General features: G+C 68.9%; 11 protein-coding genes. 5 read left to right on the top strand and 6 right to left on the bottom strand.

Features of this window, described 5'->3' with window-relative positions; all coding sequences use genetic code 11:
* The first annotated feature begins 3 nt into the window (after positions 1-3).
* On the top strand, positions 4-1464 hold the full coding sequence (locus TPAU_RS21105) for a CCA tRNA nucleotidyltransferase (RefSeq protein WP_013128780.1): 1461 nt from the start codon (positions 4-6) through the stop codon (positions 1462-1464).
* Here the strand turns inward: TPAU_RS21105 and TPAU_RS21100 are convergent, their stop codons facing one another.
* The 3 genes from TPAU_RS21100 to TPAU_RS21090 are packed head-to-tail and all read right to left on the bottom strand — an operon-like array spanning position 1465 to position 3830.
* On the bottom strand, positions 1465-1962 hold the full coding sequence (locus TPAU_RS21100; protein ID WP_013128779.1) for a hypothetical protein: 498 nt from the start codon (positions 1960-1962) through the stop codon (positions 1465-1467).
* A 19-nt stretch (positions 1963-1981) separates the two neighbouring features.
* A complete protein-coding gene (locus tag TPAU_RS21095) occupies positions 1982-2503 on the bottom strand; it encodes a hypothetical protein (RefSeq protein ID WP_013128778.1) in 522 nt (173 codons plus the stop codon).
* Position 2504: 1 nt separating this feature from the next.
* A complete protein-coding gene (locus TPAU_RS21090) occupies positions 2505-3830 on the bottom strand; it encodes an MFS transporter (protein WP_013128777.1) in 1326 nt (441 codons plus the stop codon).
* Positions 3831-3905: 75 nt separating this feature from the next.
* On the opposite strand from TPAU_RS21090, the gene TPAU_RS21085 reads away from it, so the two are divergent.
* Positions 3906-4535 carry a YqgE/AlgH family protein gene (locus TPAU_RS21085; RefSeq protein WP_013128776.1) on the top strand — a complete coding sequence of 210 codons (630 nt, stop codon included), beginning with the start codon at positions 3906-3908 and terminating at the stop codon, positions 4533-4535.
* A gap of 25 nt (positions 4536-4560) precedes the next feature.
* Here the strand turns inward: TPAU_RS21085 and TPAU_RS22110 are convergent, their stop codons facing one another.
* Positions 4561-5001, bottom strand: coding sequence for a MarR family winged helix-turn-helix transcriptional regulator (locus TPAU_RS22110; RefSeq protein ID WP_147291126.1), 441 nt, complete (start codon positions 4999-5001; stop codon positions 4561-4563).
* Between the two features lie 137 nt (positions 5002-5138).
* Here TPAU_RS22110 and TPAU_RS21075 point away from each other — a divergent pair, with 137 nt between their 5' ends.
* The gene (locus TPAU_RS21075) at positions 5139-5459 is read left to right on the top strand and encodes a hypothetical protein (RefSeq protein WP_147291125.1); all 321 of its coding nucleotides are present in this window, start codon (positions 5139-5141) and stop codon (positions 5457-5459) included.
* A gap of 16 nt (positions 5460-5475) precedes the next feature.
* On the opposite strand, the gene TPAU_RS21070 is transcribed toward TPAU_RS21075, so the two are convergent.
* Both TPAU_RS21070 and TPAU_RS21065 read right to left on the bottom strand, forming a co-directional pair.
* On the bottom strand, positions 5476-6465 hold the full coding sequence (locus TPAU_RS21070) for a bile acid:sodium symporter family protein (protein WP_013128773.1): 990 nt from the start codon (positions 6463-6465) through the stop codon (positions 5476-5478).
* Positions 6466-6942, bottom strand: a complete 477-nt coding sequence (locus tag TPAU_RS21065) for an SdpI family protein (RefSeq protein WP_041944528.1) — start codon at positions 6940-6942, stop codon at positions 6466-6468. It abuts the gene before it with no gap.
* 61 nt (positions 6943-7003) lie between these two features.
* On the opposite strand from TPAU_RS21065, the gene leuS reads away from it, so the two are divergent.
* Both leuS and TPAU_RS21055 read left to right on the top strand, forming a co-directional pair.
* Entirely contained in the window at positions 7004-9862 is a 2859-nt protein-coding gene (gene leuS, locus TPAU_RS21060) for a leucine--tRNA ligase (protein WP_013128771.1), read from the top strand.
* Positions 9863-9973: 111 nt separating this feature from the next.
* Positions 9974-11167 carry a winged helix DNA-binding domain-containing protein gene (locus TPAU_RS21055; protein ID WP_013128770.1) on the top strand — a complete coding sequence of 398 codons (1194 nt, stop codon included), beginning with the start codon at positions 9974-9976 and terminating at the stop codon, positions 11165-11167.
* The last annotated feature ends 141 nt before the right edge of the window (positions 11168-11308 follow it).

The raw sequence follows: 11308 nt of genomic DNA, 5'->3' as shown, positions 1-11308 counted from the left end.
GTCGTGACCGATTCGACTTCCGACGCGCGCGCCGAGCGCCGGACCAGGCTGCTCGCGGCCGCGCACATCTCCCTGCGTGAACTCTCCGATGTGTTGGTGCCGCTGGGAACCCGGTTCGCCGACGCGGGTCATGAGCTGTACCTGGTGGGCGGGTCGGTGCGGGACGCGCTGCTCGGCCGTCTCACCAGCGATCTGGATTTCACCACCGACGCCCGCCCGGAGCAGGTGCAGGCGTTGCTACGCGGCTGGGCGGACGCGATGTGGGACACCGGTATCGAATTCGGCACCGTGAGCGCCGCCTTCCACGATCAGCAGATCGAGATCACCACCTACCGGGCCGAGGCCTACGACCGCGTCACCCGGAACCCCGTCGTGAAGTTCGGTGAGAACCTGCGCGACGATCTGGTGCGCCGCGACTTCACCATCAATGCGATGGCGGTGCGGATCGGCCGCGACGGCGCCGAGGACTTCCAGGATCCGCTGAACGGCCTCGACGCGCTGCTCGCCGGCGTGATCGACACGCCCGCGACGCCCGAGGAGTCCTTCTCCGACGATCCACTGCGCATGCTCCGCGCCGCCCGCTTCGTCTCCCAGCTCGGCTTCGCCGTCGCTGCGCGGGTGCAGCGCGCGATGACCGACATGGCGCCCGAGATCGACCGGATCACCGCCGAGCGGGTGCGGGCCGAGCTGGACAAGCTCATCCTGGGCGAGCATCCCGTCGACGGGATCGTGCTGCTGGTCGACACCGGGCTCGCCGAGCGGGTGATTCCCGAGATCCCCGGCATGAAGCTCGCGATCGACGAGCACCATCAGCACAAGGACGTCTTCTGGCACTCGATGACGGTGCTGCAGCAGGCCATCGACCTCGAGGAGTCCGACCCCGACCTGATCCTGCGGTGGGCGGCGCTGCTGCACGACATCGGCAAACCGGCCACCCGCCGGCACGAGCCGAACGGCGGCGTCTCCTTCCATCACCACGAGGTGGTGGGCGCGAAGATGGTGCGCAAGCGGATGCGGGCCCTGGCGTACCCGAAGTCGGTGATCGAGGACGTCGCGCAGCTGGTCTTCCTGCATCTCCGATTCCACGGCTACGGCGACGGACAGTGGACCGATTCGGCGGTGCGCCGGTACGCCACTGACGCGGGGCCGCTCCTGCCCCGGTTGCACAAACTGGTGCGGGCGGACTGCACCACCCGGAACAAGCGCCGCGCCGCGCGCCTGCAGGCAACCTATGACGGCTTGGAGGAGCGGATCGCGAAGATCGCCGCGCAGGAGGACCTGGCGCGGGTGCGGCCCGACCTGGACGGCAACGCGATCATGGAGTTGCTGGGCCTTCCGCCCGGGCCGCAGGTGGGCGCCGCGTGGAAGTATCTCAAGGAGTTGCGCCTGGACCGGGGGCCGATGGACCGCGACGAGGCCGAGGCCGAACTCGCGAAATGGTGGGCCGCGCAGCAGGGCTCGTAATTAGCGCTTCTCGACGTACGGGGCGCGCTCGCCCGGGATCGGGAAGATCCGTTTGCGCAGGTCGTAGGTGAGGTTGCCGAGCGCGGGCCAGCCGCGGGGCTCGGGGTTGTCGAGGTTCGCCCGCAGTACGGTGCCGTCGGCGGTTCGCACGGTGGCATTCACGGCCGAACCGTCGAAGATCTTCGACGTGGTGTCCACGGCGGGTCGGTTGCGCAGCACGCCCTCGGCGATGGCACGAAGATCGGCGACGTCGGTGCGGCTTCCGCGGAGCTGTACCAGACCGCTGGGCGAGTCCCCGTTGGTGATGATCCGGCCGTCGGCGTAGACCTTCACGCGCTGCGGCGGCGTGGGCACCAGGAACACCGTGTTCGTCACGTCCACGATCACGGTGTCATCCGGCTGCGGGGCTGCCGCTGCGGTGCCGCCGCCCGCGATGATGGCGCTGAGCAGCGCGAGTACCGTCGCGGCTGCGCCGCCGATCCGAATCGTCCGCTTCATGCCCGCCACAGTACGCCGGTCATGCGGGAAGCGACATGCCGTCTTCGGTGTGGCGTACATCGACTGCGCCGTCGGCGGTGCCGTCTCCGTCGGTATCGAACAGCAGCACGTCCGGGGTGCCGTCCCCGTCCTCGTCGACCACCGCCTGCCGCGGCGCCTGTCCGGGTTCGGCGGGCACCGGCGTGACCGGCTGCACCGGCCCGTCCGGGTCGTGCGCCGGGGTCTGCGGCGGTGCGGGTGCCGGAGCGGCCGGGGTGGCCGCCTCCGGGGCCGCGCAGCGCGACGGTGCGCTCGCTTCCCGCTGCGCCCACAGCCCGCTGCCGTCGTCTCGGAACCGGCTCTCCGCCGTCCCGTCGTCGTCGAGGTCGAGGGCGGCGATATCGGCGCGACCGTCCGCGTCGAGGTCCAGCAGGGTGTCGTCCGCGCGGGCATCACCGTCGAAGTCGAGCAGCACGGCACCGTCGAGAGCGGGCGAGCGCCAGGTGCTCACCTGGCCGTCGCCGAGGCCGAACCAGTATTCGATCGCGCCGTCGTCTCCCACATCAATTGGACGCGCCGGCCGGGACCTCGGTTCCCGTCCGCCGGTACAGGGCCAGCACCACCACCACGGCCACCGCGTAGAGCACGGCCCCGAAGAGGGCGAGCGGTCGGCTGGCACCGTCGTACGGGACCACAGCGGCGGCGAAGGCGACGGCGGCCACGAAGGTCACATTGAACAGTGCGTCCTGAAAGGCGAAGACCTGGCCGCGGCGCTCGTCGGGCACGTCCATCTGCATGGCTGCGTCGGCGGAGAGCTTCACCACCTGCCCCGCCAGGCCGAGTACCGCAGCCGCGCACACCAGCACGGCGAAGTTGAGCGTGAGCACCGTCAGTTGGGTGAGGCAGGCGATCGCCAGGGCTCCCACCACCGTGATGCGCCGGCCCGCCTTGGCGACCGCGAACGGGATGATCACCGCGGCGGCGAACATACCGAGGGCGGTGGCACCGGCCACGGCGCCGAAGCCGGCCAGGCCCAGGGTGCCGTCGGTGAAGTGGTGCCGGGTCAGCAGGAGCAGCATCATCGTGTTGAACCCGAAGACGGTGCGGTGCGCGCCCATTCCGGTCAGGGCCGCAGTGACCGACGGTGCGCGCCAGGCCGCGACCGCGCCGTGCGCGAGGCCGGTGACGAGGTCGTGGAACGCGGAGGTCCGCTCGGCGGGCAGCGCGGGGTCGTGGTCGGGCCCCAGTACGCCGGCCGGGAAGCGGGAGGCGAGCGCCGCGCCGGCCACGGCGATCAGGGCTGCGCAGCCGAGTACGGCGGCACTGCCCTCATCGTCGGGGCCGAAGATCGCGCGCAGTCCTACGGCGGTCGAGGCGCCCAGTGCGGTGGCGCCCGCGCCGAGGGTGGTGGTCACCGAGTTCATCGCGACCAGCTGGTCGCGGTCGACGACGTGCGGTAGCGATGCGGACAGGCCGGAGGCCACGAAGCGTCCGGCGCCGCCGACGATGAGCGCGACGATGAAGATCGGCGTCTCCCCGGCGCCCGATGCGAGGATCGCCGCGCACACCACGATGAGCGCGGCGCGGATCAGATTCGCGACGATGAAAACCCGGCGCCGGTCCCACCGGTCGAGCAACGCGCCGGCGAACGGCCCGACGGCGGAGTACGGCAGGAGCAGTACGGCGAGCCCGGCCGCGATCGCCGCGGGCGACGCTCCGCGCTGCGGGTTGAAGACGATCGCGCTGCCCAGGGCCGCCTGGAACAGGCCTTCGGCGTACTGGCTCAGCAACCGGACGCCGAGCAGCCGCAGCAGATCGGGGAGGTCGCGGAAGGTGCGCCACGCCGCCTGCTGGGGCTGCGGGTCCGACCCCGGACCGCTCACTGTCACCGCTTAACGATAGCGACGGACTGCCCTGTCGCGGCGTGTGACCCCGAAGTCCGTGGTGCGTGCCATGATGGGGACGTGGGTCCCGATCGCTCCAACGAATCCGCTCCGCGGGACGCGTCCTCGGGTGAGAACGCGGGCTCGGGTTTCGAGGTGTCCGCGGGCACCCTGCTGGTGTCCTCCCCCGAGCTCTACGAGCCCACGTTCCGGCGCACCGTCGTGTACCTGATCGAGCACAATGAGTCGGGCAGCCTGGGCGTGGTACTCAATCGCCCGAGTGAGTCGGCGGTGCACGGTGTGCTGCCGCAGTGGCATGAGCTGGCGGCGAAGCCGAAGGCCGTGTTCGTGGGTGGTCCGGTGAATCAGTCCGCGGCGCTGTGCCTGGGCGTGGTGAAGGCCGGGCAGGACGTGAACGGTATCCGCGGGCTACAGCCGGTGGCCGGCCGCGTGGTCCTGGTCGACCTGGATTCCGATGTCGAGATGATGGACGAATTGCTCGACGGGGTGCGGGTGTTCGCCGGGTACAGCGGCTGGGGCATGGGCCAGCTCGACGACGAGCTGGAGCGCGACGACTGGATCCCGTGCGGATCGTTGCACACGGATGTGCTGGCGCCGCCGCGGGTCGACCTGTGGGGCAAGGTGTTACGCCGCCAAGGTTTCCCCACCTCACTGCTCGCCACGCACCCGGTCGATGTCTCGGTGAACTGATCCGGCGCGAAGGGGCCTGCCGGCGTCACGGGGAGAGCGGGTTCTGAGAATCGATGATCCGCCAAAGCGCGGTTCGGCAGGTTTCGAGCACGTCCGGGCCGAGCAGGGCCCGCCACTCGTCCTCCATCTCGTCGGCCAAGGAGACCAAGGCATCGACGAGGTCGCGGCCCTCGTCGGTGAAGTCGAGGATGCGAGCACGTCGGTCCCGTGGGTCGACGGTGCGGGTGAGGTAGTTCCATGCGACGAGCTCGTCGATGACGGGCCCGACGGTCTGTTTCGTGGCGGCGAGGCGTGCCGCGATGTGGACGGCGCGCAGCGGTCCGTCCATGAGCATGGAAAAGATGCGCAGATGAGCGAGCCGGAGGCGATTGTCGCGCGAGCGGGCGAGAGCGAGATGCCGTTCCGCCACCATCGTGCCCACACGGCGCGCGAGACCCCCGACGGTTGTGAACGGCGCCCTGGACACGTTAGTCAGTGTAACCGTACTATCGCACTCGAAAGACTACCCCCGTAGTCGGTCCATCAGGTGGCACCTACCAGGAGATGGTGATGACTTCGGTGAGAGATCCAGCGCGTATGAACGGGCGGATCAGGGTGATGTTGGTGAGCCTGCTGGTGGTTGCGGCGGGTGCGCAGCTGGTGCGCTTCGTGGCGCTCTGTCCGCAGGGGTTCAGCGGTATCCGCGCCAGCCATCTGGGCGCTGCGCTCGCCTATGTCGTGCTGGCGGTGACGATCGCCGCCGGCGAGCGCTGGGGATACCTCGCCGCCGCGGGGTATCCGCCGATCGGTGAGTTGCTCGGCGATCACTGGGGGATGTCTCTGCGGGATTCCCCGTTCCTCATCGCGGGGATCGTGGTCGATCTCCTCATCGTGCTGACCGCGCTCTTCCTGTGGCGGACGACGACCGCGGCGCGGCGACGGTGAGCGGAGCCGGACGCGGTCAGGCGTCGGCGGGATCCGGGGTCAGCTTGCGGCCGTACCGTGCCGCGAGCCAGGCGCACATCATCAGCTGGATCTGATGGAAGATCATCAGCGGTAGCACGATCAGGCCCACGGGCTGTCCGGCGAACAGGACGGCGGCCATCGGGAGACCGGTGGCCATCGACTTCTTGGTGCCGCAGAACTGGATCGCGATCATGTCGCCGCGATCGAAGCCCAGCTTCTCCGCGGTGAAGCGGGTGAGCCACAGCAGAAGCAGCACCAGTAATACCGACAGCACGATGAGCTGCAGGACGCCGACCCACGACACCTGGCTCCAGATGTGCTCGCGCATACCGGCGGAGAACGCCGCGTACACCACCAGCACGATCGAGCCGCGGTCCACGTACTTCAGGGCCGCCGCGTGATCCTTGACGAAATCCGCCACCCAGCGTCGCGAGAGCTGACCGAGGATGAACGGCAGCAGAAGTTGCAGGCACAGGTCGATGATCGAACTGCTGCGGAACTGCACCTCACCGGTGGTGGCCATGAGCCCCAGCACCAACAACGGTGTGATGAAGATGCCCAGCAGGTTCGACAGCGAGGCGCTCACGATGGCGCCGGGTACGTTCCCGCCCGCGATCGAGGTGAAGGCGATCGACGACTGCACCGTCGAAGGCAGCAGCGTCAGGAACAGCACGCCCGCGTACAGGCTGGGGGTGAGCAGGGCGGGTGGCAGGAACTTCAGCAGCACCCCGAGGATCGGGAAGACCACGAAGGTGAAGCCGAGGATCACGGCGTGCAGCCGCCAGTGCTTGAGCCCGGCGAGCGCCTCCTGCGGGTGGATCCGCGCACCGTAGAGGAAGAACAGCACGGCGATGGCAACGGTGACCGCACCGTCGACCACCGGTACGGCCTCGCCCTGCGCGGGGAAGACGGCGGCCACCGCGACGGCGGCGAAGATCGCGAGGATGAAGCCGTCGATCGACAGCTTGTTCAGCAGCGCACGCATTTAGGCGGGGTGCGGCTCGTGGTCGCACATGCCCTTGAGGGCGCAGGCACCGCAGCCGCCGGTCACGCCGCAGTCCTTGGCGGGATCCGCGTCGTTCGACGGTGCCTCGTCGGCGCTGCAGCAGGTGGCGTCCGGCATCTGCAGCCTGGCCTGGATCGACGCGGCGCGCGAGCCCTGCAGCGCGCCGAACCCGGCCAGGAACAGGCCCGCGAGCACGGCGACGCCCACGGCGACGTAGGACCAGGGTGCGCTCATCGCGAGCCCGACCAGCGCACCGCCGCCGAAGATGACGCCGGCGGCCAGGACGCTCGGTCCGGCCACGCGATTCGCGGTGCGCCAGAGCAAGGGGTCGGAGAGCGTCTGCTCCGTGCGGACCCCGACGAATCCGTTCTCGGGGAGGCGGCCCGCGAGTCCGGCCGCGCCGACCGCGAGTGCGGCGAGAGCGGCCACTGCCAGGATCACAACCAAGACGAGCACCCGTCCAGTGTAGATTCGCCGCGAATTTCGTCCCATCAGGGGCAACATTTAGGCTGGTGGGGTGACCCAGAACGTGGAACAGACTGCCTCCGCCGTGCCCGCTCATCGCTACACGGCGGAGCTCGCGGGCGCGATCGAGCAGCGGTGGCGCGACACCTGGCGCGACGGTGGCGTCTTCAACGCGCCGAACCCCGTCGGTCCGCTCCAGGCGGCCGACGGTGCGCTGCCCGCGGACAAGCTGTTCCTCCTCGATATGTTCCCGTACCCGTCGGGTGCAGGCCTGCACGTCGGGCACCCGTTGGGTTTCATCGCCACGGACGTCTTCGGCCGGTACCACCGGATGAACGGCGCCAACGTGCTGCACACGATGGGCTTCGACGCGTTCGGCCTGCCCGCCGAGCAGTACGCCGTCCAGACCGGGACGCATCCGCGAGTCACCACCGAGAAGAACGTGGCGCGCTACCTGGAACAGATCGCCACGCTGGGCCTGGCGCACGACGAGCGGCGGCGCGTCTCCACCACGGACCCGGAGTTCTACCACTGGACGCAGTGGATCTTCCTGCAGATCTACAACGCCTGGTACGACTCCGCTCAGGACCGTGCGCGGCCGATCGCCGAACTGGAGGCCGAATTCGCCTCGGGTGCACGCACTCTGGACGATGGCCGCGAGTGGTCGAGCCTGACGCCGGCCGAGCGCGGTGCGGTTCTCGACGATCATCGACTGGTGTACGAGAGCAATTCGCTGGTCAACTGGTGCCCGGGCCTGGGCACGGTGCTGGCCAACGAGGAGGTCACCGCCGAGGGACGGAGTGAGCGGGGCAATTTCCCGGTGTACCGCAAGCAGCTGCGGCAGTGGATGATGCGGATCACCGCCTACTCGGATCGCCTCATCGACGATCTGGATGTGCTGGATTGGCCGGAGAAGGTCAAGTCCATGCAGCGCAACTGGATCGGCCGTAGCCGTGGTGCGCGGGTGCGCTTCTCCCCCGCTGCCGGTGCCGAGCCGATCGAGGTGTTCACCACCCGCCAGGACACCCTGTTCGGTGCCACCTACCTGGTGCTCTCCCCCGAGCACCCGCTGGTCGACTCCCTGGTCGCCGACGGCTGGCCCGCGGGCACCGACGACCGCTGGACCGGCGGCGCCGCGACCCCGGCCGAGGCCGTCGCGGCGTACCGGGCGTCGATCGCCGCCAAGTCGGATCTGGAGCGTCAGGAGAACAAGGAGAAGACGGGCGTCTTCCTCGGCACCACCGCGACGAATCCGGTGAACGGCGCGCAGGTTCCGGTGTTCATCGGCGACTACGTGCTCATGGGGTACGGCACCGGCGCGATCATGGCCGTGCCCGCGCACGACATCCGCGACCACGAGTTCGCGACCACGTTCGGCCTGCCGATCATCGAAGTGGTCGGCAGCGAAGCCGGGGTGCAGGACGAGGCTTACACCGGTGATGGTCCCGCGGTGAACTCCGCGTCCGCCGAGTTGGACATCAACGGGCTGACGGTGGCCGATGCCAAGGCCGCCGTGACCGCCTACCTCGAGCGCACCGGGACCGGTGCGGGCACCGTGCAGTACAAGCTGCGGGACTGGCTGTTCGCACGGCAGCGATACTGGGGCGAGCCCTTCCCCATCGTGTTCGACGCCGACGGTGCGCCGCACGCCCTGCCGGAATCGGAACTGGCCGTGCTTCTCCCGGAGGTGAAGGACTACGCCCCGGTGGCCTTCGATCCGGAGGACTCGGATTCGCAGCCCTCTCCCCCGCTGGCCAAGGCCACTGACTGGTTGCATGTGGAGCTGGACCTCGGTGATGGTCTCCAGGACTACACCCGCGATGCGAATGTGATGCCGCAGTGGGCCGGCAGCTCGTGGTACCAGCTGCGGTACATCGATCCGACCAACTCGGAAGCGTTCTGCGCCAAGGAGAACGAGGCGTACTGGATGGGCCCGCGGCCGGAGGTGAACGGTGCGAATGACCCCGGTGGTGTCGATCTGTACGTCGGCGGAGTGGAGCACGCGGTGCTGCACCTGCTGTACGCGCGCTTCTGGCACAAGGTGCTCTTCGATCTGGGGTACGTCTCCTCGAAGGAGCCGTACCGGAAGCTGTTCAATCAGGGCATGATCCAGGCCTTCGCCTACACCGACTCGCGGGGCGTGTACGTGCCTGCCGAGGATGTCGTCGAGCGCGACGGCAAGTATTTCCTGGGCGAGCAGGAGGTCAACCGCGAGTACGGCAAGATGGGCAAGTCGCTGAAGAACTCCGTGGCCCCGGACGATATCGCCCGCGACTACGGTGCCGACACCTTGCGCGTGTACGAGATGTCGATGGGCCCGCTGGATCAGGACCGGGCCTGGGCCACCAAGGATGTGGTGGGTTCGCAGCGCTTCCTCCAGCGCGCGTGGCGCACGGTGGTCGACGAGGAGACCGGCGCCGTCCGCGTTACCGGCGAGACGCCGTCGGACGAGACGATGCGGGTGTTGCACAAGACCATCGCGGGGGTCCGGGAGGACTACGCCGAGATGCGCGACAATACCGCGATCGCCAAGTTGATCGAGCTGACCAATCACCTCACGAAGGCCTACCCCGGCGGTGCTCCCCGGGCCGCGGCCGAGGCGCTGACCTTGATGCTGGCACCGGTGGCTCCGCATATCGCCGAGGAGTTGTGGAACCGTTTGGGCCACACCGAGTCGCTGGCGCACGGACCCTTCCCGCAGTACGACGCGCAGTGGCTGGTGGAGGACACCATCGAGATCCCGGTCCAGGTCAAGGGCAAGGTCCGTGCCCGCATCACCGTGGGTGCCGATGCCTCGGATGAGGCCCTCGAAGCCGCTGCTCTCGCCGAGCCCAAGGTCGCCGAGCTGCTCGAGGGGGCCCCGCGGAAGGTGATCGTGGTGTCCGGCAAGCTGGTCAACGTCGTCCCGTAGCGCTGCGGAGGCCGGGTGCGGACGCCTAATCTGTACCGGGGAAGCCCCCGCTCTCGATGAGCTGGTCGGACCCGGGCGGGATCGGCTGGCGCGCAACCTCGGAGTTTTCTGATGCGATTGATCGACGATGCCGAGCGACGCGCTCGGATGGCCCGGAGGCAGGCGCTCGCCGCCCCGTATCGCGTTGACTCCGTGCTCGACGCCGTGCGCGCCGTCGCGGTCCTGCACGCCACCGAGCCAGCAACTCCCTACCTCTCCGTGTTGGCGCGGATGAACGGCTTCACCCGTGAGTTGTACGAGCGAGAACTCTACGAGGAGCGCTCGCTGGTGAAGCAATTGGCGATGCGGCGCACCATGTTCGTGTTTGCGCGGCCGCTGTATCCGGCGGCGCTGAGCGGACCGTCGGAGCGGGTGGCTCGCACCGAGCACGCCAAGGTGGTCAAGGATGCCGAGGCCGGGGGAATCGCGGACGACTGTGCCGCATGGCTCATCGATGCTCGCACCGCGGTCCTGAACGCCCTCGCAGGCGGTAGGGAACTCGGCGCCAAGGAGCTGCGGGAGACGGTGCCCGAACTCGTCGGGCAGGTGACGCTGTTCGAAGGTAAGAAGTACGGCGGCGACCAGCATCTCGCGCCTCGTGTGCTCACCTGGATGGGTGCGGCCGGAGACCTCGTCCGCGCCCGCAACGCCAGCCACTGGCGGGTGAATCGGAACCTGTGGGCCCGCGCCGACGAGTGGCTCGGCGCTACCCCCGAGCGCCTGGAACCCGCTGCCGCGTACGCCGCGCTGGTATCGGAGTACCTGCGCGTCTTCGGCCCGGCAACCGAGGCCGACGTGGTGTGGTGGTTCGGTGCCACCAAGACCGCCATTCGGGCCGCGCTGTCCGCCGTCGGCGCCGTCGAGGTGGCTCTCGAACGCGACCGCACCGGCTGGGTTCTCCCCGACGATGTGGAACCCGCCGAGCCGGTGGGGGATTGGGCCGCACTACTGCCTGCGCTGGATCCGACCCCGATGGGATGGAAGGAACGCGCCTTCTACCTCGAACCGGGCTTCGCGGCCTCGATTTACGACACCGCCGGGAACTGCGGTGCGACTGCGTGGTGGAACGGACGGATCGTGGGCGCCTATCTCCAAGACGATGCCGGTGCCGTCCGGTTCGTCTTCGGCGACGACCCGGGGCCGGCGGCACGCTCCGCTCTCCGGAGGGAGGCCGACCGGCTGGAGGAGTGGATGGACGGTGAGCGGGTGTCCTCGATGTACAAGGCGCCACTGATCGCTTCGACAGCGCGCTCCGAGGCCGACTAGTCGTGAGCGCGACGAACGGGTTGTGAGAAGGAATTATGAACATTCCTCGGATCTCTTGCAGTGCCATAGACGCGTGGCTACTTTCATTGAGTCACTAGGGCCGGGCTGGTAAAAGCCAGCTCGCACATCGTGTTTCGCTGC

This window comes from Tsukamurella paurometabola DSM 20162, from assembly GCF_000092225.1.
Classification (GTDB): Bacteria; Actinomycetota; Actinomycetes; order Mycobacteriales; family Mycobacteriaceae; genus Tsukamurella; species Tsukamurella paurometabola.
The sequence above is the reverse complement of the archived record's forward strand: the minus strand, read 5'-3'. Positions and strand labels throughout refer to the sequence as shown.

Excerpts from the sequence above, each read along its gene's own strand:
- TPAU_RS21100 (WP_013128779.1), bottom strand. The coding sequence starts at position 1,962 with ATGAAGCGGACGATTCGGATCGGCGGCGCAGCCGCGACGGTACTCGCG.
- TPAU_RS21055 (WP_013128770.1), top strand. The coding sequence starts at position 9,974 with ATGCGATTGATCGACGATGCCGAGCGACGCGCTCGGATGGCCCGGAGG.
- TPAU_RS21070 (WP_013128773.1), bottom strand. The coding sequence starts at position 6,465 with ATGCGTGCGCTGCTGAACAAGCTGTCGATCGACGGCTTCATCCTCGCG.